The organism is Rhizobium sp. SRDI943, assembly GCF_057653695.1.
In genome coordinates this window covers 991552-1010668 of sequence record NZ_JBYGKN010000002.1, presented here as the reverse complement: position 1 = coordinate 1010668, position 19117 = coordinate 991552, and the positions used below count along the sequence as shown (strand labels likewise).

Genomic DNA, 19117 nt, shown 5'->3' with positions numbered 1-19117 from the left:
AGGACGCGGCTGATCTTAATAAGACAGCTTGGGATACCAGTCCGCCGGCCGGCCTTCGGGCGTCGAATCGATGACGGTCCAGAGCGGCATCAGGTCGGGCGCCCCGCGCGGATCCTCACCGGGATCGGCCGTCACCCCGCCCATCTCCTGGCTCCAGAAATGGCGGATGGTGCCGTCGCGCCGCGTGAAAACGTTGAAGGCCGCGTCGTCGCCGCCATCCTGGCCGATTGCGTGATAGTCGCGACTGTAATCGTCCGTCATGTCGGAATAAAGCGGCAGGTGATGCCAGCCACGCTCTTTCTTGAAGGCGAGCAGCTTTTCAATCGGCGAGCGGGCGACGACGGCCAAGGCTGCGCGCTGCTGAATGTCGGGCACCTCGCCGTCCCAGGACGATAGCAGCGAAGTGCACATCGGGCACGGGCGCTCGCGTTGCGGACCGAACATGTAGCTGTAGACGATCAGCGTCTCCTTGTCGGCGAAGAGTTCGCTAAAGGAGATCGGCCCGTCGCTGCCTTCGAAGCGGTAGTCTTTCGTCACCTCGCCGCCCGGCGGCAGCGCCCGGCGCTGTCTTGCCACGCGCTCGATGTGCCGGCGCAATTCGATCTCTTCGGCCAGCAGCGCGTCGCGGGCGCTGCGATACGCCTCGCTCTCGTTTGGGAACCGGACGCCGTTCTTGGCCGCAAGCACGGCGGCAGGTACGAGATGCTGATTATCCATGACAATTGCTCCTTCTGTTGCCCGACGACGTGCTGAAGCCACGACCGCGGTGCCAGCACATCGTGATAAGGACGATCGGCCAAGGCGAAAATCGACAGTGCCGACGGAAAATATTCACGGAATGTAGCAAATGCCACAGGTTTCGAAGGCAGAAATAGTTACCTCCAACGCTGTCGAGGGAGTTGGGTTGCACGCAAGCGGCGTTATGGCCCCACCTTCTGGAACAGCGTGTGATTGTTGATGTTGTTGCCGAACGGGGCTTCGACATATGACGATTACATGATTTACACATAGCACCAGTTCAGACGTGCCGGCGCAGCGGTTTAAGGTTTTCACGGAAACTGGACGTCGGCGCGATTGGAGCGCTGTTTGAGCGTCCTGTGGAACTGATATTCGCGTGTAATTCCGCTTCAGGATTTCGACAAAAGCATCGGACATACCGTTCGAATGGAAGCGCAACTCTGTTGCGGCTGCGGATCAAAGCGGAGGGGTCAATGCCTCATCATCGAACTTCCGGATTTCAATTACTCCTAGTCCGGACTTAAGCTTGACCCCCCACGGCCCAATTCGCATTTTTACAATTCGTCCATCGTCATGCGTAATCCAAAAATCCACTTTAGAGACATGCGGTGCCTCATGACGGATAGCTGAATAGTGCTTTGCCGCGAGATCCGGGTGACTTTCATCACCCTTCAATACACAGTCAGTTATTTTTGGACCAAATCGGTCCGCTGGAACCCACTTTGTCTGTGGGTAACGGATCCATTGCTTTCGCGTTGAATCTTTCAGATAATTAGTACCTAACTGGGTTCGCAAATCGGCAATAAACACTAAAGATCCATCGTCCTGCTCGGCATAAGCCGTCACGCTCGACCGCGTAGCGTTCATGGTTGCCGCGTATGCAAGGTTGACGATTTCACAAGATGGGTCTTCGCCATTGTCACTGTTAGCTTCCGCCGGGTGAACTGCGCTAATGACGACCAAGGTCGCTCCCGCCAATCCCATCAAAAGTTCAGCAATGCACTTCATGAATCGCCCCATCTTGACGGCTTCATCATGTACTCAGATGACTCTGATGCAAAGCTAGATGAAGTGCAACGAAGCGGTGTGCCACTTGCACGTAGTCGGGTGGACTTTCGATTTGGTGGCAGCAACTCTGCGCCGTTAGGCGTCGTTCAAGCGGTTTGGGATGAGTTCCGCCTTCGCCCCATGGGTCTCTGTCTGGACATATCCTTCCCTGACATATTTCCCCACGCATTCAGGCATGGCATTCTCCGCGAAATCGCCCGCGGTCCTTGCCACAAAGCCCTGTTGCCTGTTCAGGTCCAGCGTTTTTGCCAGATCATCGAATAAACCTGGCCGGCAAGGACCACGATAAATAGTCGGAACGGGCTGGATGCTTGATTCCTCGAAGCGCGCCAGCGTCGGTATTGGCAGTTCGGCAGTCGCGAGAATGACGCCGCCCCTTAAACCCTATGGTCTACTTCACAAGATGATGTGCCAGTGGATTGCTGAGCACGACGCTCGGTCTCGCGCGCAAATGCGAAAAGACACCGGCAAGCCGTCGCCTCCGTCATGTGAGATGAGATCACCGACCTGTCGAACTGGCGGGGACTCAAACTCGTGCCGGCGGCTGATGGCCTGAAGACAGAACCAGGCCGCCGATAAGGGCGACAATGGCAACCAGGATGACGACTATGGGAAAGGTGGTCCCGATCCCTTGTCTTCATGGTGGATCATTGATCCCTCCTGCGGCCCCCGGCGGCGCAAGGACGCCGCCGGGAAGCGCGTGTTAGGCCTCGATGATGTAGACGATCGTGAGAGCATCGGGATCGACAATAACGATCCGGCCATCCGCAAGGATGAAGAAGCGGTAGCTTTCGTATTGCGGAACGATCTTCACGATGCGTGGCGGCAGCGGTTCGAGACGAACCTTCTTCGGGATCGTCGTTCCAACGGAAACCGTGAAGTTCACTTCCTTCACAGGTTCGACATGAACCTCTTTCACCACCTGGCGAATTTCGGTCTGCTGTTCAACGGAAATGTTGACGTTGGTCTTGGTGTTGGACGTCTGATTGTTCGTCGTGGCGTTGTTGTTGACGTTGGTTTCGGAAGAGCTTTTGTTGGTCGTCGACGTGTTCTGGTCGGTCGACTGCTTGGACGCATCGCCGCTTTGCGTGGTGGCGCCCTTGCCGGTGCCCTCCGCGGGCTTGGTTTCGGCGCTGCTCTTCGTGCCTGCTTTAGCCGAGCCGCTGGTATCGGTGCTGCCGGACTTGGCGGCCGGGGTCTGTTCGGTCGTGGTGCCACCGCTGGCGTCTTGGGATCCGGGCTTGGCTTCCGTCGAAGACTTGCCGGAGGAACTTCCGCTCGTCGAACTATCGGTCGAAGGCTGCTCGGCGCTCTTTTTCATGTCCGAACCCTGGTCCGATTTCTGCTGCGAAGATTGGCCCTTGCCTTGCGGGCAGGCACCCGACGCGTCGGGCGTGCAGTCGGTGCCAGTTCCGGTGGCCTTGGAGCCGGCCTGCGAAGTGGCGTCCGTGCCCGTCTGAGAACCGGACTGAGCCTGGCTGCCGCTCTTGGTGTCCTGCTGGGCTGCTGCTGGCAACGTGGCAAGCGGCGACACGCTGAGTGACAACGCTGCCACGAGCATGGCGAGATGGTTGCTTTTCATGATCAATCTCCAAAGTTTGGGCACGCGATGCCGCCCCGCATTCTCATGCGTCGCATGCTTGCCCTGATTGTTAAGCGGCGGCCAAAGCCGCCCGGAAGGTCACTGAATGACCTGGATGACCTTCCGAGAGGAAGGTTCGACGATCACACGCTGATCGTTAACGATAGCGTATGCGTACTTCGGGTCATCGGGAATGGGCGTGACGACCACGGTTTCCGGCAGAGGCTGTCCGACGACGACTTTCTCCTTCACCACGACGCGCTCGGTCGGGGCGGGAGCCTGTTGAACATAGGTCACCACCTTCTGCGGCGGCGGATCGATGACGCTACCCGCCACACCGCCAACGATGCCGCCGACAGCAGCACCGACCGGGCCGCCGACGACGGCACCCGTTGCGGCACCACCTGCTGCACCTGTCACCGTCGAAGACTGCGCAAAGGCAGAAGTCGATGCCAACAGGATGCTCGCGGCAATTCCTAGTGCCTTGATCTTCATCTGTTTTCCTCCTTGTATGTTTGATTCCGCTGGGGACCAAACCGCAGGATGGAGGAAGTGTTCCAGAAGTAGGACTTCAGACCGGGCCTCCTCAGACCTTGGTCCTAGCCCGCAGAACTCGGCAGCCTGTTGGGTTGGAAAGCGAAGCAGCATCCGGTCCTTGATTGGGGTTCGCTATGTTCTCGGGCGGCATGCCATGGCCGGCTAGAAAGCAGGTGGCAAAAGAGAAGATTCGAGAGGCCCACTCCAAAGACAGTTCGCAGCGCTTTTGCGGGAACAGCAGTTCGAGGTCACTGTCCCTGCCCCAAATTCGACCCCTGCGCGCGAAGCTGCCGATTGCGCCCGGTCGGGATCTGAAGGCGGCGTGAAGCCCGAGGCGCGATACGCGCCAGTCCCAGTCAACGGCAACCGGGACCCCTGGCCACCGGACGCCCGTTTTTAAGCAGAGGCAGCAACCTCGTGATCGGTGTCTGCCCATTCCACATCCAGAGGCGCGCTGATCAGGCAACGCAGGCCACCGTCGTCGTAAGCAAGTTCTGCACGGCCCTTGAGCTGTCCCGAGGACATCGCCTCGATCAAGCGCGACCCGAACCCCCGCCGTAAGGGAGGCTTAACTGGGGGGCCGCCGCTTTCACTCCACAGCAGTATGAGCGACGGGTCGGGTGAACCTTCCAACTTCCATGACACTGCGATTTTTCCGGACTCGGCTGATAAGGCACCGTATTTCGCGGCATTGGTGGCCAGCTCATGTACAATGAGCGCCAGCGCGACCACTGCTTTGGGCGAGATATTGAGATCCGGCCCGCTAATGTCGAGACGCTCCGCCGGATACGCTGACAGCGCCTCGGAAACCACATTTCCAAGGCTTGCCGCCTCCCAATTGCCATGGGTGAGCAAATCATGCGCTCTCGCCAGGCTTTGGAGCCTGGCGTCGAAAGCTGCCCTCGCCGCCTCGGCATCCGGCGCTCCCGCAAATGTCTGACGAGCGATCGCCGCAACCGTCGCCAAGATATTCTTGACCCTATGGTTCAACTCGGCGATCAGAACCTCCTGCACCCGCTCCGCTTCCTTGCGCGCCGTAATATCTCTCGCGATTTTCGAGGCGCCAACGATGCGTCCCTCTGCGTCATAGATCGGAGATACCGTAAGGGAGACGTCCAAGAGTTTTCCGCTCCTATGGCGCCTGATCGTCTCATGGGTCTCGATACGCTCCCCGGCCTTGATGCGCGCGATGATGCGCGCCTCCTCGTCCACGCGATTATCTGGAATAAGAACCGTCACCGACCGGCCGAGAATTTCGCTGGATGAATAGCCGTAGAGCTTTTCGGCTCCATCGTTCCAGTCGGTCACCATCATGGCGAGATCGATACCGAGGATTGCGTCTTCAGAGGAGGAAATGATTGATGCCAGGCGTTTGAGCTTAGCCTCGTAGCCGACCCGACCCGTCGTTTCGCTGACGATGCAAAAGACCGCCAGGACCCTGCCGTTTTCATCGAATACCGGCGAATAGGAAATATCGAAATAAACCGTTTCCGGCTTGTGATGCCTCTCGATATAGAAAGGCCTGTCCTTGGCGAAGACAGTCTCGCCGGTCTCCAAAACCTTGCGCAGCAGCGGCTCCAGATCATCCCACAGCTCGGCCCAGTTTTCCTTTGCCGGCTTTCCCAGCGCCGCCGGATGCTTTGCTCCAATCGTCGGTGCATAGGCGTCATTGTATATGGCGATGAATTCTGGGCCGCAGAACATGACGATCTGGGCACGCGAGGGAAGCGCTATATCAACCGCGCATCTGAGCTGGATCGGCCACGACGAAACCGGCCCGAGGCTGGTGTTTGCCCAATCACAGCGGAGGATGAGCGCGGCCAATTCGCCCTGATGGGGCACAGCGGGATTACTTTCGTGCATGAAACGGGCCTCGGTCTTTTCGTCATTCTTGAAAGTTCGCGGGCGGCAAGTCAACGGTGGAAAGGGAGCAAGACCGGCCAGGAGACATGTCGCTTGACGCGATCGCGGATTGAGATCGACTTAAAAAAAATCGAGGCGAATCCACTAGACTCCGTGGGGGAAAGCGCTAGGTCAAGTCTCCCAAACCTAGATCAACATCGCATGCAGGATACCGATCGATATCACAAAGAGGCTCGCCGCGCCGGCGACCGGCTGATTGCTAGGCACGTGAAGGAAGACCCCTTCGCGGCGGCATTCAAGGCGACGCGCATGCCGATGATCGTCACTGATCCCGCTCAGCATGATAATCCCATCATCTTCTGCAACGCGGCTTTCGAAAAAATGACGGGCTACTCGAATGATGAGCTCATCGGCCGCAACTGCCGCCTGCTCCAGGGGCCGGAGACAGACAGGCGGAGCGTAGGTTACATTCGCGACAGCGTCGCGCGAGGCCAAGACATCTCCGTCGACATCCTCAATTACCGAAAAGACGGCAGCACCTTTTGGAACGCGCTTTTCATCAGTCCGGTGCGCGATGACGAGGGAAGGATCATCTATTTTTTCGCCTCGCAGCTGGATTTCACAACCGTCAAAAGCCGTGAAGCGGAACTTGCATTGGCCCGACATCAAGCGGAAGAGGCAGTTGCAAGGAATATGGCGGAACTGAAATCGGCCCTTTTGGCAAAGACCCTTCTCATCCACGAAGTCGACCATCGGGTCAAAAACAATCTCCTGACCATGGCGTCGATCGTCAAACTGCAGGCGCGGTTCACGCAGGACACGGTCAAGAAGCAGACGCTGATGTCGGTGCTCAACAGGGTAGAAGCACTGAGTACCGTGCAGCGAAAACTTTTCACCCTCGACGACGTTGCCCGATTCGACGTCGCGGACTTCATCCGCGAGCTGGTCACCGACCTTGTCAGCGGCGTCGGACGGAATGACATCCGGCTGACGCTCGACCTAGCGCCGCTCCTCGTTCCGGCCGTCAAGGCGACACCCCTGTCGCTGATCGTCAACGAGCTCGTGGTGGACGCGGTCAACAGGGGTCTCAGCGACGGCGGCGGCGCGATCCACGTCGTCGTAAAACGGATGCACGGCCACTTTGTGATCCGGGTCGAGGACACGACGACTCCCGTCGAGCCGGACGCGGAAGCCGCCGAGTTCGGGCGGCTTCTCCTGGAAGCATCGGCCCGTCAACTCGCAGCCAGTGTCGAACGCAAGATCGAAGGCGACAAGACAGTGGTCGAGGTCATGCTGCTGATCGACGAACATCAGGAGAACGAGAATTGAAAGTCATGATCGTCGAGGACGAGATGCTGCTCGCCATGGAGCTTGAAATCGAGGTGGAAGCAGCCGGACACGAGGTCGCGGGCATCGCGATGAATAGCAGACAAGCGCACGATCTGCTGGCTGCGCAAAAACCGGATTTCGCTTTCGTCGACGTTCAACTGATGGACGGACCGACGGGAATCGAAGTCGGCCGCTCTTTAGCCGCTGCAGGCATTCCCTACGTCTTCGTTACAGGCAACATCAAGCGATTGCCGCCCGATTTCGTGGATGCGCTTGGCGCGATCGAAAAGCCCTACACGATGAACGGCATGAAAAACGCGTTAAATTACATCTCCGCCATCCTATCGGGAAACGAGGGGCCGGACATACCGCCAAATCTCGTGCTGGCCAACGATAGCCAGCCCCAGCCTGTCAACAAGTAAACGAGGACCTACCTGGATTCCCGGGGCCCGACATTTGTGCATTGCCGCTGTCTAGGAGGTTAAGCTGCGGGGCATGACCCCCTCTTTGGCCAGGGGGAGTTCGTCAATGTTTGCGAGAGCCCGTTCCTTGATGAGATACCGCCGAACATTTTCACGAAGGGAGTTCAACGGGAAAATCCCTTGTGCTGCCAGTCGGCAGGCTTTCACCAGCACCTCGTAGGTCATGCCTCGTCTTTCCGCCGGCCATTCATCAAGCAGGTCGAATAAGTCTTCCAGGCTTGCCACTTCCTGAATGTGGTGGCCCCGCTTAACGAAGAGCGGTCTGTCAAACAATGTGCTTGTCATCGCTGTCTCCTTTCTAAGCTTTTTGATCCCGACAATCTGGGAACGGTAAGTTGGATCTTCAAGCCTGAGCCTGGTGTGCCTTGAAGGCAATAAGTTCGCGGCGGCAGCGGGGCGAATCTCCAGAGATGAACCGAATTTCAAGCAAGCAGTCATAGACGAGACGGCGGGGCTTGTGTTCCTCGATGGCAGCCTCTCATTCAGCCTGAGATCGGAAGTCATGAAGATGCTCCGCTCATCAGCCTCATCGACCGAGCCAGGCCTCGCGAGTTCTTCGACACGAATGCCATCGAGCGTCCAGCCATGGGACAAGGCGATGGCGTTGAGTTCGGCGGCCGTCTGCGACAGCGCCACGTAGGCGCAGCTTTCGGCCACTTCGACACCGGCGCGCAAAAACCGCAGTGCAGCAGTCGTCTTGCCGGATCCCCGAGCGCCCTGAAGCATATATAATTGGACGCGGGAAGGCCGCTGCGGAGGATTTCATTCAATCCTTATAATCCGGTGTTGACAACAGAGGGAGTTTTTCGTTTGGGCGTGGTCACCTTCCGTAGAATATCCGGGCGGCGCCCGCCGGTGCGGCCACCGACGCGTCAGGGATATGGAACACGCTATGTGGGCTCAGCACTGGTCTCGTTATTAGGCACGGCGCCGAACATCACGTTCGCCGCATCAGGCTTTCAGTGCAGCGCCAAGGGTCCGGCATCGCGGCTGCGTATTCGAAGAGCGTTTGAGGGTTATCGGCGATTTTCAGCGGAGGATGGATCCTTCCCGCCGCCCAAGTGTTACCGTGCTCGAGGCCATGCCAGAGATGCTGGCGGCCGGAACGGAGAGCGTTGAGGTGTCTGATATCGGCGCGGCGGTTCTTGTTGTTGAGGACGAGGTTCTCGTCCGCCTGGCCATCGTGATATCGCTCGAGGATGAGGGGTTCACGGTCTTCGAGGCCTCTGACGCGGACGCTGCGATAGAAATACTGAATGTCCACGCAGAGATCCGGCTGATGTTCACCGATATAGACATGCCAGGATCGATGGATGGTCTTAAACTCGCCGCGGCGGTACGGGACCGATGGCCCCCTGTCAAGATCATCGTGACATCAGGGCACCATGACCTAAGTGACGAGGTCCTGCCAGTCGAAGGCCGGTTCTTCAGCAAGCCATATGATCATAGTCGGGTTGTCGGCACCGTGAGAGAGATGGTCGCCGCCGTCTAAATGCGCGCGAAAACTCAATTGACCCAGATTGATTATTGACTCGCAGGGAGATGAGAACATAATAAGAACATAAGGCGCCGCGGCAGCCATTCTGAAAACCGAAGTACGGAGCACGGATATGCGAGAGCGGTCGATCGGCGAAGCCGTGGAAGACGATGAGCGTGCAAAGGTGATTGCCTACCACAGAGGCGATACGCACGCGGCCATAGACACCCTTCTGGAAGATATCCGTCACCTTCGCCGGCAGTTGGCATTGACCGAAGGCGCCATGAGCCGGGGCATGGCCCGCGGCTGGCGACCGAGCTACCATCGAGACTGATATGCCCAAGATCACCCATGAGCGAAAGCGACTGCGATGGCCGATCCGCGGTGTCGAACCCGAGACCAGGGCTGACACCTATGCTTGACCGTCCCCAACCAACGTCCGTGTCATTCGAAACCGCTCTGCGGGACTGGTGGTCGTCGCAGCCGCGGGCTTTCCGCGAGAGCGTTGGTCTGTCGGCCGCGCGCGCTTGCTTTCGCGCGGGATACACGGCAGGCAAGCAAACGACCGAACGGCGCTTCGTATTCAAAGCCGGCCGCATGCGCATCACTGTCTGGGCAGCGGGCATCATGGAAGCAAAGAAGAAAGCCGAAGCCGAGGCTGATTTCCGCGCGGCCCAGAAGGGGTGGCCGGTCCCGAAAGCCGGCTGGCAACTCCAGGAGGAAAGATGAGCGACACCGACAGACGGCCACTGACGGAAGCGCCGCGAATGCATGTCCACTATTGCGAGGAAAAGGGATGCGCCGAGTGGGGTGGCTGGGGCAACAGTCCTTCTCCGGCCGGGGCGACCCGCTGGTGGTGCTTCGAGCATTTCCCGCACAAGTCATACGAGCAGGAACAGGCACTCGGGCGGAAGCGGGAGGCGGCCGAGCGTGGAGATAGCGTTCAATGGTTGCTGGGCGGATCATCCGCGCATCTTTGACCATCGGCGACGGCGACACGGTAAAATGCGGCGGGCACAACATGCGGTTGCGGGAAAGGCGCTCCCTTCGTTTCTGCCATCGACCCGGCGGAATGTACGCGGAATACTGAAGGAACGGAAGCCGGCACTTGTCACCAAGGAGAGGCCAAAAGAGCTGCTGGCCGAGCGCGGGCTGAAAGTGATGTTCAGCGGCATGGACCCCGCGCATGCAGCGAACGGAGAGGGTTGTGTCACGAAAGGCGCCCGTGAACTCATTTCATTCGGCAGCGAAGCTCAGTGAACGACGGTGATCACCGGAATGCCAGCTTCGTCGGCGGCACGGATCAGCGCTTCTCGTGCGTCCTCGGCCGAGACGTCCCCATGAAGTGCATCCCGGCACGCCCTAATTGCCGTGAGATACTCTTCACCATCGTCGATGGGCCAGCAGGCCGTCAGCATATTGGCGGCCTCCCAAAGGGTTGCGACAAGTTTGTACTTTTCCGGCCCATTCACAACGAGCATCAAGGGACTAAACTCTCCGGATCTGTGCCATTTCATGACGTTAGGTCTCCCCACGATAAACATATTAGTAACCGTGCAAGAACCGTTCCGTGATCCCCTGGCATGCCAAAGCTCGTTTCGCGGGCCGCATAAGTGAGAGGACATAAACGCGCTTCGGGCGCCTTGGCATCGCCAGCGTCAGCTTGGGCCTTGGCAGGGTAAAACTCGCCAGCCTCCTCGCCCGCCATGCTGAAGCCAACAAGGCCGCCGACATGTTCGCGAGGAAGTCGAACGCCCCGAATCATTCCGGAACGCCGACATCATCGAAATACCCCTTCATCCAAGAATGACCACGATTGCCCTTCGGACCAGCCCCTGCGCTGCTGCGTCGCCATGTTCACCATCATCAAAGCCGGCACCGATATCTCGATTGGCGAGCCATGGAGCCGCGCATACCATACTGCGTGCAGGATCCTCGGATCGTCTTATTCGTCTCTCCGCAAGAGCGCTGGTTTTTTTGACCTCGGACCCTTGCCGTTCCCTATCGAGGACTCGGTCATTTCCCGAGCCCGTCGGCGGCGATCGGTTCGCTGCTCGAGAAAAGCATCTCTTCACGCCACCACCTCTTGAATAAATCGAGAGACACGCGAGTTCTCCCGGTTAGCAAGGAGGAAACCATGTCCGTACCCAACGAGCCCATCGTTCCGCCGCCAGCGCCGCCGATCGGCAATCCCGAACCTGAGCGAGACCCTGGGGAGACTCCGCCGCCTGTCGGCCCCGAGCCAGACGACGGCAACGATCCGATGACGCAAGCTCACGCCCAGGAGGCCCAACGACGCCCGACTTGGGGACTGCTCTGCCGCGGCGTTCAGGTGCATGCTGCTGACTGAGATCGTGGACCTGGGAGTGAGTTTCCCGGCCTTGGGTAGATCCGCTTGATCATTGCAGGCATAAGCGGGCGACGCTGCAAATCCAAAATGCTCTTAGAACGCGTTGGCTTCATCGAAGATTGCGTGAACCAGAAGGCCGCGATACCTCATGATACGGGCTGCCTATCCGGTACGCTGCACGCCTCCTGCAACAGCGCGGCTCCAATTCCTTTTCTCAGCCAGTTGCGATCGATAGCCAGACGGCCAGGACTGCCATGGGAACCGGGGTCGGGCATGTTGCGCCGGATCGCTGCCGGCGCGTCCGCGACCGTCAGCGCTCCCGATGGGCAGTAGTATCCGACGACGCGCTCGCCCTCGCAAACCACATAAGTTCGCGATGCGCTGCTGACCTGATTGGCCCGCGACCGGCGCGCGGCCATTCATCGGGGCGGGTATGGGTATCAGTGGCGTTTTTGCTGGTCATGGCCTTCTCCTTCAAGCATCACACCACAAACGCATACGACAATCTGTATCCACTTCTTGCCGTATTGCGGGGTGCCCAAAGGCTCCCTTTCAGCTTCCTTTGGACACGGGCGCTGATCCGAAGTCTGCCCATAGCCATAAAACGCGCCCCCAATGATGTGAAATGAAACGGCTACCAGACGACGTTTTAAACGTTCACGGAAGCAAACTGAGTGCAAGCCTCCATTCAAGATTTCACGATAGCGCCATTCATGGCTGACGATGGCGATCATGATCTGCAAGTCAATTCTGCTTGTCGCGTCTATAGGGCTCATACGCGAGGCGGCAACTATGCGCGTCTTAGGCTTGCATCGGCTACTTATTCTGCGGGCTTAAGAGTAGGCCGCTTTTGGTGGTGTCGACAGACCGGATTTCCGCAAGCTTTTTCGTCACTCGCCGAACAATAGATCTTCGTCGTCGTTAAGCTCCCGAAAGGAGTTTCCGATGTCAAAGACCACAAACGGCCTCAATGACCGCCCGAAGGATTCCACAATCGCCCAGAGCGGTCCCGGCCTTCCGGACGATTCAGGCCAACCCATCGAAGCGACCAACCAGGAAGTGGAACGTGTCCGCGCGAAGTTCGAAGGCGACGCCCGAAAGAAGCTGCAGGCGGAAATCGACGAGCAGGTCGAGAAGCCCCAACGCGGCACCGCATGAGTTCGCCGATGCCCGGAGCGTTCACTTCGATCAGCATATTCGCATTCGATCTCGATGATAGTGGGCAGCCGGTCCGGGCATGGGAAACGGTTTTCCACGGGGAAGAGGCAGGGGCTGTCGAAGAAGCTAGGGAGGCTGCAAGGACGCACGCTGGCGCCCTCGTCGTGAAACGGGAGGGACATCCTGCGGTGGGCGAAGTAGGCGATCCCGTCATACTCTTCCAGACCGGGAAGATCGGCGATTTCAACTAAGCAGGCGTCAAGTCCCGTCGTCACCCGGCCAATCGTTTGCGGGCTCCTGGAGCGGCGTCGTCGTCGGGCGGGTCAGGATCGCGTTCGAGCGCCTCGCGCAGGAGGCCCACCTGCTCAACGATCGCATTGAAGACGTCAAGCCTGCCTCGCGCCGTTCACCACGAAGCTGTCGACGACTCCGGCAGCTTCAGCGGATCCTTCCCTTACCAATCTTCATGGCTCACTTCGTCTTCCTCTTCTTCTTGACGAGCTCGTCCTGAAGCTCGATCCATACTGGGGCGTGATCACTGCTGTGTCCCAGCCGCGAACGTGCTTGTCGACCTCCGCCTTCGTCAGCCGTCTGGCTGCCTCCGAACTTAGGATAAAGTGGTCGATGCGAAGGCCGGCGTCGCGCGCGAATGCGTTTCGGAAGTAGTCCCAGAACGTGTAGATGCGCTCGCCTGGATGCAGATGGCGAAGCGCCTCCGTCCAACCCTGCCCGACAAGCTTCTTGTAGGCCTCCCGGACCTCGACGCGGAAGAGGGCGTCGTTCGTCCAGCGTTCGGGTTTGTAGACGTCCAACTCGGTGGGCATGACGTTGTAGTCGCCGACGAGCACGACAGGCACCCCGAGCTCGAGCAGTTCGGCCGCGTAGTCGTGGAGACGGCGGAACCAGCGGAGCTTGTAGTCGAATTTCGGGCCTGGATAGGGGTTTCCGTTCGGCAAGTACAGGCAACCGACTACGATGCCATCGACGATCGCTTCAATATAGCGGCTGTGCTCGTCCTCCGGCTCGCCGGGCAGCCCCTTTCTAGTGAGATGCGGCTCCTTCCCCATGTGAGGATGGCGACGCCGTTCCAGGACTTCTGGCCCTGCCAACCGCCCCATAGCCGGCTGCCTCGATCGCTTTGATCGGGAACTTCTCTTGCGGGGCCTTCAGCTCCTGTAGGCAGACGACGTCCGGCTTGGCTTCATCAAGCCACCTCAGCAAGACTTCGAGGCGGCCGTTGACACCATTGACGTTGTAAGTCGCAAGCTTCACGGCTCAGTGCCGGCCGATTTCCGCCTCGACCTTTTTGCGAGAGTTCCCAGCCTTCTTCACGGCCCTATTGACCGTTTCCTTTGGAACGCCTTCCTTTTTCGCCTCGTAGCGAACCTCGTGATCCTGTCCGCCAGCGACCTTCGCGCGATCCTGAGCACGGCCCCTCGAAGTGGTTGCCATTTTCGTATCTCCTGATGATAACGGTCACCGGGAAACGGACACCGATTCAGGAAGTTCCGGCGTTCAGGCTGGTCTCGCCAATGAGCTGCACATTCTCGAGGCATGTATGCCGTTAAATCGCACGCGGCAACGTCCACATCCTGGGACCGCGACAAGCTGATCGAGACCGCCGGCGGCTGCCGCCCTCAAATTCTCCGGCAGCTTTGGTCGCCGCGATCCTCTCGTCATGGGGATAAAGAACGCGGAAGCAGGGGACGTCGACGATGGCGATCGAAGTGTCGGAGGCTGCTGCCTTATCGGCCGATATCAGGCAGAACCCCTACAAGGATTCGACCATCGGTGAAGTACGGATCGCCGCCACCGTTGCGACCATCTTTCGTCGCACCGACGCCTGCGCGCTCGTAGGTCATGGAGATCTGCCCAGCGCCCTTGAGGTCGCCGATCACCAGCTCGCGCTCGGCGTCGAGATCGGGTCCGATATGGTGGGTGATCTGCCCGGTGTCGTGGCTGACGCCGACGCCGCGGTCGAAGCTGGCGGAGCCCAGCCACAGCGGCTGGCCGTCGGCGCCGACCGTCGCCGTTTGCCAGAGACGTATGTGGTGGCGCTCGTCCGCGCTTCGCCCGACAGGCTTTTCGAATGCCAGATCCTGTTTCCGACCGTCGAAGAACAGCGGACTGACGGGCGCATCGAGATCCGGACGATCGAGCACCACGCTCAGGCCGATTTCGACCGAAGAGAGTAATGTTACTCTGTCGGCCGGATCCCAGCCCGAGGCGGCGAAGGCCCTGATCACCTGCTGCTTCGGGCCGACGAGCCCGACGTTGATTGGATCGCCCGGAATGTCGTCGCCGGTGGTCGTGACCATCCGGCTGAAATCGGCAACCGTACTCCGGTCACGGAAGATCCAAAGCTCCGGCATCACCAGGTAGCAGACGAGCAGATAGGCCAGGAGGACGGCGGCGAGAACGCCCGCGGCCGACCTCCATCCGCCTCGGCTGCTTCTCCCCTGCCTCATTGCGATATGCCGCTCCGATTTCAGTAGCAGGGCGGATACGGATAGTAGCCGCACGGCGGGTGATAATAGTATGGCGCGGAGGCCGCCGCGGCACCGATGGCCGCGCCCGTCGCGACCGCGGCGCCGTAGCGGGCCGCCGGGTGCGCATACCAGCCGCCATGGAAGCCGACCGCACCCACGCCAACCACGCCGACGCGCCCCATTCCGGCGCGCGCCACGAACATGTCGATGAAAAGCGAAGCCGGGCCATTGGCCTTTGCGAGTTCGCCCTCGAGAACCTGGACGTCAAAGGTCAGCGTGCCGCCGTCCAGCTTCGGCTTGGTCAGGACCACGACCGCATCTTCGACAGCCGTCCCATCGCTGCTCATGACAGAGATCGTCGCGTTCGGCGGGTCGACGGCGAAGCTGTCCTTGCCCTCGTCCCATTCCTTGATGAACTCGGTCGTGAGCACATGTCCGGCCGATCGTACTGGACGGTCGGCGAACACGATCGAGTTCGCCGTGACCCCCGTCATCGTCAGCTTGCCGTCGGCCAGCGTCGCCCCGCCAGAATTGAGGACGGCGAGCGACGGCACCATCTTCGCGGCCGCGGTCGCTCCAATGGTCTTGGAAGCGGGTGCCGTGATCGCGTCTTCGGCCAACGCCGCTCCTGCGAACGACACCAGGCAGGCTACGGCGACTGTGCCGATCCGAATATGGCGTTTCATGGAGAATCCTCCTGGTTGCTACTTCACGAGACCGAGGTTGACGAGCTGGACGCGCCGATTGTCGGCTGCCTGCGGATTCGACGGATCCACGGGCCACTCCTCGCCGACGCCGATCGCGAACAAACGGTCTGGGGCGATGGAAAATGTCGTCGACAGCGCCTCCGTGATCGCGTTCGCCCGCTTCTGACTGAGGTCCAGATTGTGCTTGGCGTCGCCCGTCGAGCTCGTGTGTCCGACGACAAGGAACTTGTAGCGCCGCAGGTTCGGATGATGCAGGGCGTCGGCGATCATGCCGACGGTGCGATAGGATTTCGGTTCGATGGCGATGGAGTCGTTCTCGAAGTCGATCTCGACGATGAGCTGCGACAGCTTCGAAAGCTTCTGCCAGTCGGGAAGCCCGGCGAGGCCCTTGCCTGCACTCGCCGCCGCTTCTTCCAGGAGCAACGCGAGGTCAATGGCCGGAGCTCCGCCCTGCAATCTGTCGAGCGTGCGCACCACCTGCGGGCCGCTCAGTTCCTGCGCGAACGGGTGGCCGGGTGCCAGCAGCAGTCCGGCGGCAAAAATCGTTGCGAGTTGAAAGCTCTTCATGATCCTGTGTCCCTTTAACATCGTTCACCGCCAGCCGGCGTCTGTGATGGCCTGGCCGCACTGGCCTTCGTTCACGCGCGTCGCCTTGTTCAGGCAGGAAAGAATGTTGCCCTCCCCCACCACGCCGCTGCAGAACTGCGCGACATAGTGCTTGCAGATTGTGGTGAACGACGACTGGGCGGCAAGGCGCTGCCCGATGGACGAGGTGACGCTCGCCAGTGTCGACGTACAGGTCGGCGAAACTTTTGCGGCATGGGTCTCGAGGCAGTTCTGGATACGGCCGCTTCCAAGGTTCAGGCCCTTGCAGAACTTCTTGATGTCGGATCCGCAGTCGTTGGCGAGCGTGCTCACCGCGTCGGCGAAGCTGATGGTGTCGGCACGGGCCGCACCGCTGAGCGCCAGGAACGCGACCAGCGCCCCTCCTAACAGTCTGGTTCTCGTCGACATGCTTCCCCCCATCGTGAACGATTGATCGTCGGAGAAACTCCCCCGCACGCTTCTGGTGCGCCTTCGGTGGTGAGAAGGGAAGTATGTTACGGTTACACGGACCGTAGGAGACGGCTTTCAACGTGTCGCTGCAACGAGGGATGTGGAAGCTACTGGCCGCGGTCCGGCGGCCCGTCCTCTACGGCCTTTCCGAAGCGATCCAGTTCCAGCGAGTAGCAGAATAGTCCGAACAGCGTCGCCGCCACATACACGCTCTTCACGCACGCCTGAGCAAATGGCGGTAAGGCGTCGAGTTCCGGCAGATGCCTGAAGAAGATGGCCGAGAAGAGCGCACCGCCGAAGAAGAAGCTGACACGGCTGGCGAAGAAGAGCAGATGCGCCACGAAGACGCTGTGAAACGGCGACGTCACCGGCACCCATTTCAACCGTATCCAGTAGAAGCAATGGAGCAGCGCGGCGCTGGCACCAATCCCGACCTGGTCCGAGAGAGCGAGCATCTGCCGTTCGCCGAGGTGGTTGACCAACCCATGAAAGATGGGGAACACAATCCAGAACAGGGTCAGGGCCGCGGCGGTCTGAGCTGCGAGGAGACCCGCGTATATCCATGGTGCCGATGGCGCTGATCTTGACGTCAAGCTCCGCCTCCCCGCAGTCCTGCTGATCCTTGCTATGCGCACGAGCCAGAAGGCTCAAGGCGGCGCGGCTGATGCCGGCGGCGCACTCATGTTTTCCGGCCGCGCCGATCCGGCACACCAGTCGGACCGGCATTGGAGTTCATAGCGTATTTGAGCGTCACTCGACAGGTTCGAACTCGCCTGGCTTCCAGGTCTTGTCGAACCATGGCTCCAAAGGCCCGTAGAGGCGAAGAAGGACGTTCCAACCCTTGCCCGGCACTGTCTGGACCCAGTTGGCCTCATGGCCTTTCGGCGCCGTCGGACCGAACCAGACGTCAACCGACGAGTCCGCGTTGATCACGATGTCCTTCTTGTCGCTGCCGATGCTGGGGAATTGCCGGTCCGTCTGCAACATCGAACGCGTCTGGTTGTCATACGCCACGAACGACCAGAATTCCTTTGCGGGAATGTTTGGCGGCATGTGAATCTTATAAGTCTTGCCGCCGTCGAACGGCTTGCCGTCCTTGTCGGTCGTTGCGCCGGCATATTGCGAACCAATGCCGACGCGCTTTATCGCCATGGCCGGCGTGATGCCCGTCGCGTAGTAGTGGAACAGGACGCGGGCATCCAGATAGCGAACGCCAGGCTGCAGCAGAAACTCGTAGCTCCCGCCGACAAAGCCGGTGAACCAGGCACTGTTCGGATAATAATAGGCATCCTTCATGCGCGTCTTGAAGGTGATGGTGCGCGCCGTCGCATTGCCGACGGCCACGGCTTCGGTGAGGATCTTCTTCATCCGCGCATCCGGCGCGAAGGGCTTGCCCTTTACGATGCCGATGGACGCGAGCTGTCCCAGCACTTCCGGATGATAGGCTTCGTTCGGCTCGTACTGGACGATGTCGTTCACTTCCTCGTAGAAATGGAAATTATTGGCATGGATCGTGTTGAACTCCTTGCCGGAGACGTTGACGATCTTCATCGGCGGCGGATTGCCGGCCTCCGAAAGCGGATAGACCTTGGCGAATTTCCTGGTGTTTTCGACGGCCGTCGTCGTGCTGCCGTTTTCGAGGAAGCCGCGCCAGAAGAACAGGTTCCCATAGGTCGAGGACCGCAATACGTGATAACCTTCGGGAACCACGCCCTCGTAGCCCGGCGGCAACAGCAGGTATTTTCCACCCTTGCCCTTGTCCGGACCGGCATTGCCGACATCGCCGACATATTCGAACCAGTGGTTATCGATCATGCCCAGGATGTTGGGCGGCGTCTCGATGACCAGCGGACCGGCCTTGGTATCCAGCCACATGAGATTGTAGATGCTTTCGGTGTTCCCGGTCAGGAACAGCGAATGCGAATCCATGAGATTTTCGAAGATCAGGATGGTCTGATTGTTGTCGGCGCCCTGGCCGGCCAGTCCAACCCGTAGGGCTTCGACGGAGGCACCCGGCATGGCGTTGAGAAAAGCGTCAACGCCGCGCATGAAATCGAGGTTGTCATAGATCTTCTCCGAAGTGGCGTCGTCCGGAAAGCCGTCGAAGAAATTCAGCTTGCCAATCCTGGTGTCGACGCTCTCCGGCGTGACGATCGAATCCGGTATCGGTGTCGCCATCTTGGTTTTCGGTGCTTCGGCGTACGCGGCCCCCCAGCCCATCAGCAGCACCGCGGCAGTAGCGTAAAACTGTCTCGTCGCGCGTTTCATTTCACTCTCCTTG

At 59.6% G+C, this 19117-nt stretch carries 23 protein-coding genes and 4 pseudogenes; 9 read left to right on the top strand and 18 right to left on the bottom strand.

What is annotated here, in order from left to right; translation table 11 throughout:
- Nucleotides 1-15 precede the first annotated feature (15 nt).
- The 5 genes from AC245Y_RS29045 to AC245Y_RS29025 all read right to left on the bottom strand — a co-directional run bounded on the left by AC245Y_RS29045 (nucleotide 16) and on the right by AC245Y_RS29025 (nucleotide 5788).
- A complete protein-coding gene (locus tag AC245Y_RS29045; RefSeq protein WP_003554235.1) occupies nucleotides 16-717 on the bottom strand; it encodes a DUF899 family protein in 702 nt (233 codons plus the stop codon).
- A 477-nt stretch (nucleotides 718-1194) separates the two neighbouring features.
- Nucleotides 1195-1746, bottom strand: coding sequence for a hypothetical protein (locus AC245Y_RS29040; RefSeq protein ID WP_026157628.1), 552 nt, complete (start codon nucleotides 1744-1746; stop codon nucleotides 1195-1197).
- A gap of 763 nt (nucleotides 1747-2509) precedes the next feature.
- Nucleotides 2510-3388 (bottom strand): DUF1236 domain-containing protein, encoded by an 879-nt coding sequence (locus tag AC245Y_RS29035; protein WP_003554240.1) that lies wholly within the window; start codon nucleotides 3386-3388, stop codon nucleotides 2510-2512.
- 99 nt (nucleotides 3389-3487) lie between these two features.
- Nucleotides 3488-3883 carry a DUF1236 domain-containing protein gene (locus tag AC245Y_RS29030; protein WP_003554242.1) on the bottom strand — a complete coding sequence of 132 codons (396 nt, stop codon included), beginning with the start codon at nucleotides 3881-3883 and terminating at the stop codon, nucleotides 3488-3490.
- Nucleotides 3884-4321: 438 nt separating this feature from the next.
- Nucleotides 4322-5788 carry a PAS domain S-box protein gene (locus tag AC245Y_RS29025; protein WP_017996606.1) on the bottom strand — a complete coding sequence of 489 codons (1467 nt, stop codon included), beginning with the start codon at nucleotides 5786-5788 and terminating at the stop codon, nucleotides 4322-4324.
- A gap of 201 nt (nucleotides 5789-5989) precedes the next feature.
- Between AC245Y_RS29025 and AC245Y_RS29020 the strand changes: the two genes are divergently transcribed.
- Together AC245Y_RS29020 and AC245Y_RS29015 are read left to right on the top strand one after the other, a co-directional pair.
- Entirely contained in the window at nucleotides 5990-7117 is a 1128-nt protein-coding gene (locus AC245Y_RS29020; RefSeq protein ID WP_017996607.1) for a PAS domain-containing protein, read from the top strand.
- Complete coding sequence (locus tag AC245Y_RS29015; RefSeq protein ID WP_003554248.1) at nucleotides 7114-7539, top strand: response regulator; 426 nt, start codon at nucleotides 7114-7116, stop codon at nucleotides 7537-7539. Before AC245Y_RS29020 ends, AC245Y_RS29015 begins: the two co-directional genes overlap by 4 nt.
- Nucleotides 7540-7590: 51 nt before the next feature.
- Here AC245Y_RS29015 and AC245Y_RS29010 read toward each other — a convergent pair whose 3' ends face one another.
- The gene (locus AC245Y_RS29010) at nucleotides 7591-7884 is read right to left on the bottom strand and encodes a DUF982 domain-containing protein (protein ID WP_026157629.1); all 294 of its coding nucleotides are present in this window, start codon (nucleotides 7882-7884) and stop codon (nucleotides 7591-7593) included.
- Nucleotides 7885-7948: 64 nt separating this feature from the next.
- A pseudogene (locus tag AC245Y_RS29005) lies at nucleotides 7949-8369 on the bottom strand (ATPase domain-containing protein); the annotation flags it as partial.
- Nucleotides 8370-8448: 79 nt separating this feature from the next.
- On the opposite strand from AC245Y_RS29005, the pseudogene AC245Y_RS29000 reads away from it, so the two are divergent.
- The 5 genes and pseudogenes from AC245Y_RS29000 to AC245Y_RS28980 all read left to right on the top strand — a co-directional run.
- A pseudogene (locus AC245Y_RS29000) lies at nucleotides 8449-8592 on the top strand (sensor histidine kinase); the annotation flags it as partial.
- 97 nt (nucleotides 8593-8689) lie between these two features.
- Nucleotides 8690-9091 carry a response regulator gene (locus AC245Y_RS28995; protein ID WP_003554251.1) on the top strand — a complete coding sequence of 134 codons (402 nt, stop codon included), beginning with the start codon at nucleotides 8690-8692 and terminating at the stop codon, nucleotides 9089-9091.
- 118 nt (nucleotides 9092-9209) lie between these two features.
- Entirely contained in the window at nucleotides 9210-9410 is a 201-nt protein-coding gene (locus AC245Y_RS28990) for a hypothetical protein (RefSeq protein WP_017996609.1), read from the top strand.
- A gap of 80 nt (nucleotides 9411-9490) precedes the next feature.
- Nucleotides 9491-9805 carry a hypothetical protein gene (locus tag AC245Y_RS28985; protein ID WP_003554255.1) on the top strand — a complete coding sequence of 105 codons (315 nt, stop codon included), beginning with the start codon at nucleotides 9491-9493 and terminating at the stop codon, nucleotides 9803-9805.
- Nucleotides 9802-10056: a hypothetical protein gene (locus AC245Y_RS28980; protein ID WP_003554257.1), complete on the top strand. Its 255-nt coding sequence runs from the start codon at nucleotides 9802-9804 to the stop codon at nucleotides 10054-10056. The genes AC245Y_RS28985 and AC245Y_RS28980 overlap by 4 nt, the downstream gene beginning before the upstream one ends.
- A 273-nt stretch (nucleotides 10057-10329) precedes the next feature.
- Here the strand turns inward: AC245Y_RS28980 and AC245Y_RS28975 are convergent, their stop codons facing one another.
- Complete coding sequence (locus tag AC245Y_RS28975) at nucleotides 10330-10593, bottom strand: DUF982 domain-containing protein (protein ID WP_003554259.1); 264 nt, start codon at nucleotides 10591-10593, stop codon at nucleotides 10330-10332.
- 620 nt (nucleotides 10594-11213) lie between these two features.
- On the opposite strand from AC245Y_RS28975, the gene AC245Y_RS28970 reads away from it, so the two are divergent.
- On the top strand, nucleotides 11214-11426 hold the full coding sequence (locus AC245Y_RS28970) for a hypothetical protein (protein ID WP_012763433.1): 213 nt from the start codon (nucleotides 11214-11216) through the stop codon (nucleotides 11424-11426).
- Nucleotides 11427-11522: 96 nt separating this feature from the next.
- Here AC245Y_RS28970 and AC245Y_RS28965 read toward each other — a convergent pair.
- Nucleotides 11523-11889: pseudogene (locus AC245Y_RS28965) on the bottom strand (GNAT family N-acetyltransferase); the annotation flags it as partial.
- Entirely contained in the window at nucleotides 11867-12169 is a 303-nt protein-coding gene (locus AC245Y_RS28960) for a hypothetical protein (protein WP_128405710.1), read from the bottom strand. The pseudogene AC245Y_RS28965 and the gene AC245Y_RS28960, both read right to left, overlap by 23 nt.
- A gap of 202 nt (nucleotides 12170-12371) precedes the next feature.
- Here AC245Y_RS28960 and AC245Y_RS28955 point away from each other — a divergent pair, with 202 nt between their 5' ends.
- Nucleotides 12372-12584 carry a hypothetical protein gene (locus AC245Y_RS28955; protein ID WP_003554263.1) on the top strand — a complete coding sequence of 71 codons (213 nt, stop codon included), beginning with the start codon at nucleotides 12372-12374 and terminating at the stop codon, nucleotides 12582-12584.
- 471 nt (nucleotides 12585-13055) lie between these two features.
- Here the strand turns inward: AC245Y_RS28955 and xth are convergent.
- From xth to AC245Y_RS28915, 8 genes and pseudogenes are all read right to left on the bottom strand, one after another.
- Nucleotides 13056-13856: pseudogene (gene xth, locus AC245Y_RS28950) on the bottom strand (exodeoxyribonuclease III).
- Nucleotides 13857-13859: 3 nt separating this feature from the next.
- Nucleotides 13860-14036 carry a DUF3606 domain-containing protein gene (locus tag AC245Y_RS28945; protein ID WP_003554271.1) on the bottom strand — a complete coding sequence of 59 codons (177 nt, stop codon included), beginning with the start codon at nucleotides 14034-14036 and terminating at the stop codon, nucleotides 13860-13862.
- A gap of 293 nt (nucleotides 14037-14329) precedes the next feature.
- Nucleotides 14330-15052, bottom strand: coding sequence for an LssY C-terminal domain-containing protein (locus AC245Y_RS28940; protein ID WP_017996611.1), 723 nt, complete (start codon nucleotides 15050-15052; stop codon nucleotides 14330-14332).
- A gap of 20 nt (nucleotides 15053-15072) precedes the next feature.
- Nucleotides 15073-15759 (bottom strand): hypothetical protein, encoded by a 687-nt coding sequence (locus AC245Y_RS28935; RefSeq protein WP_017996612.1) that lies wholly within the window; start codon nucleotides 15757-15759, stop codon nucleotides 15073-15075.
- An 18-nt stretch (nucleotides 15760-15777) separates the two neighbouring features.
- Nucleotides 15778-16347, bottom strand: coding sequence for an OmpA family protein (locus tag AC245Y_RS28930; protein ID WP_017996613.1), 570 nt, complete (start codon nucleotides 16345-16347; stop codon nucleotides 15778-15780).
- Nucleotides 16348-16371: 24 nt separating this feature from the next.
- Complete coding sequence (locus AC245Y_RS28925) at nucleotides 16372-16794, bottom strand: cysteine rich repeat-containing protein (RefSeq protein ID WP_017996614.1); 423 nt, start codon at nucleotides 16792-16794, stop codon at nucleotides 16372-16374.
- Between the two features lie 149 nt (nucleotides 16795-16943).
- Nucleotides 16944-17429, bottom strand: a complete 486-nt coding sequence (locus tag AC245Y_RS28920; RefSeq protein ID WP_026157632.1) for a hypothetical protein — start codon at nucleotides 17427-17429, stop codon at nucleotides 16944-16946.
- Nucleotides 17430-17586: 157 nt separating this feature from the next.
- On the bottom strand, nucleotides 17587-19104 hold the full coding sequence (locus AC245Y_RS28915; protein WP_026157633.1) for a DUF1254 domain-containing protein: 1518 nt from the start codon (nucleotides 19102-19104) through the stop codon (nucleotides 17587-17589).
- Between the last annotated feature and the right edge of the window lie 13 nt (nucleotides 19105-19117).

Bases quoted from the DNA above. Each gene is read 5' to 3' on its own strand.
- AC245Y_RS29025 (WP_017996606.1), bottom strand. From the start codon at position 5,788: ATGCACGAAAGTAATCCCGCTGTGCCCCATCAGGGCGAATTGGCCGCG.
- AC245Y_RS29045 (WP_003554235.1), bottom strand. From the start codon at position 717: ATGGATAATCAGCATCTCGTACCTGCCGCCGTGCTTGCGGCCAAGAAC.
- AC245Y_RS29010 (WP_026157629.1), bottom strand. From the start codon at position 7,884: ATGACAAGCACATTGTTTGACAGACCGCTCTTCGTTAAGCGGGGCCAC.
- AC245Y_RS29040 (WP_026157628.1), bottom strand. From the start codon at position 1,746: ATGAAGTGCATTGCTGAACTTTTGATGGGATTGGCGGGAGCGACCTTG.
- AC245Y_RS29020 (WP_017996607.1), top strand. From the start codon at position 5,990: ATGCAGGATACCGATCGATATCACAAAGAGGCTCGCCGCGCCGGCGAC.
- AC245Y_RS28995 (WP_003554251.1), top strand. From the start codon at position 8,690: ATGCTGGCGGCCGGAACGGAGAGCGTTGAGGTGTCTGATATCGGCGCG.
- AC245Y_RS28975 (WP_003554259.1), bottom strand. From the start codon at position 10,593: ATGAAATGGCACAGATCCGGAGAGTTTAGTCCCTTGATGCTCGTTGTG.
- AC245Y_RS28955 (WP_003554263.1), top strand. From the start codon at position 12,372: ATGTCAAAGACCACAAACGGCCTCAATGACCGCCCGAAGGATTCCACA.
- AC245Y_RS29035 (WP_003554240.1), bottom strand. From the start codon at position 3,388: ATGAAAAGCAACCATCTCGCCATGCTCGTGGCAGCGTTGTCACTCAGC.
- AC245Y_RS29030 (WP_003554242.1), bottom strand. From the start codon at position 3,883: ATGAAGATCAAGGCACTAGGAATTGCCGCGAGCATCCTGTTGGCATCG.
- AC245Y_RS28990 (WP_017996609.1), top strand. From the start codon at position 9,210: ATGCGAGAGCGGTCGATCGGCGAAGCCGTGGAAGACGATGAGCGTGCA.
- AC245Y_RS28985 (WP_003554255.1), top strand. From the start codon at position 9,491: ATGCTTGACCGTCCCCAACCAACGTCCGTGTCATTCGAAACCGCTCTG.
- AC245Y_RS28915 (WP_026157633.1), bottom strand. From the start codon at position 19,104: ATGAAACGCGCGACGAGACAGTTTTACGCTACTGCCGCGGTGCTGCTG.
- AC245Y_RS28970 (WP_012763433.1), top strand. From the start codon at position 11,214: ATGTCCGTACCCAACGAGCCCATCGTTCCGCCGCCAGCGCCGCCGATC.
- AC245Y_RS28945 (WP_003554271.1), bottom strand. From the start codon at position 14,036: ATGGCAACCACTTCGAGGGGCCGTGCTCAGGATCGCGCGAAGGTCGCT.
- AC245Y_RS28980 (WP_003554257.1), top strand. From the start codon at position 9,802: ATGAGCGACACCGACAGACGGCCACTGACGGAAGCGCCGCGAATGCAT.
- AC245Y_RS28925 (WP_017996614.1), bottom strand. From the start codon at position 16,794: ATGTCGACGAGAACCAGACTGTTAGGAGGGGCGCTGGTCGCGTTCCTG.
- AC245Y_RS28940 (WP_017996611.1), bottom strand. From the start codon at position 15,052: ATGAGGCAGGGGAGAAGCAGCCGAGGCGGATGGAGGTCGGCCGCGGGC.
- AC245Y_RS28930 (WP_017996613.1), bottom strand. From the start codon at position 16,347: ATGAAGAGCTTTCAACTCGCAACGATTTTTGCCGCCGGACTGCTGCTG.
- AC245Y_RS28935 (WP_017996612.1), bottom strand. From the start codon at position 15,759: ATGAAACGCCATATTCGGATCGGCACAGTCGCCGTAGCCTGCCTGGTG.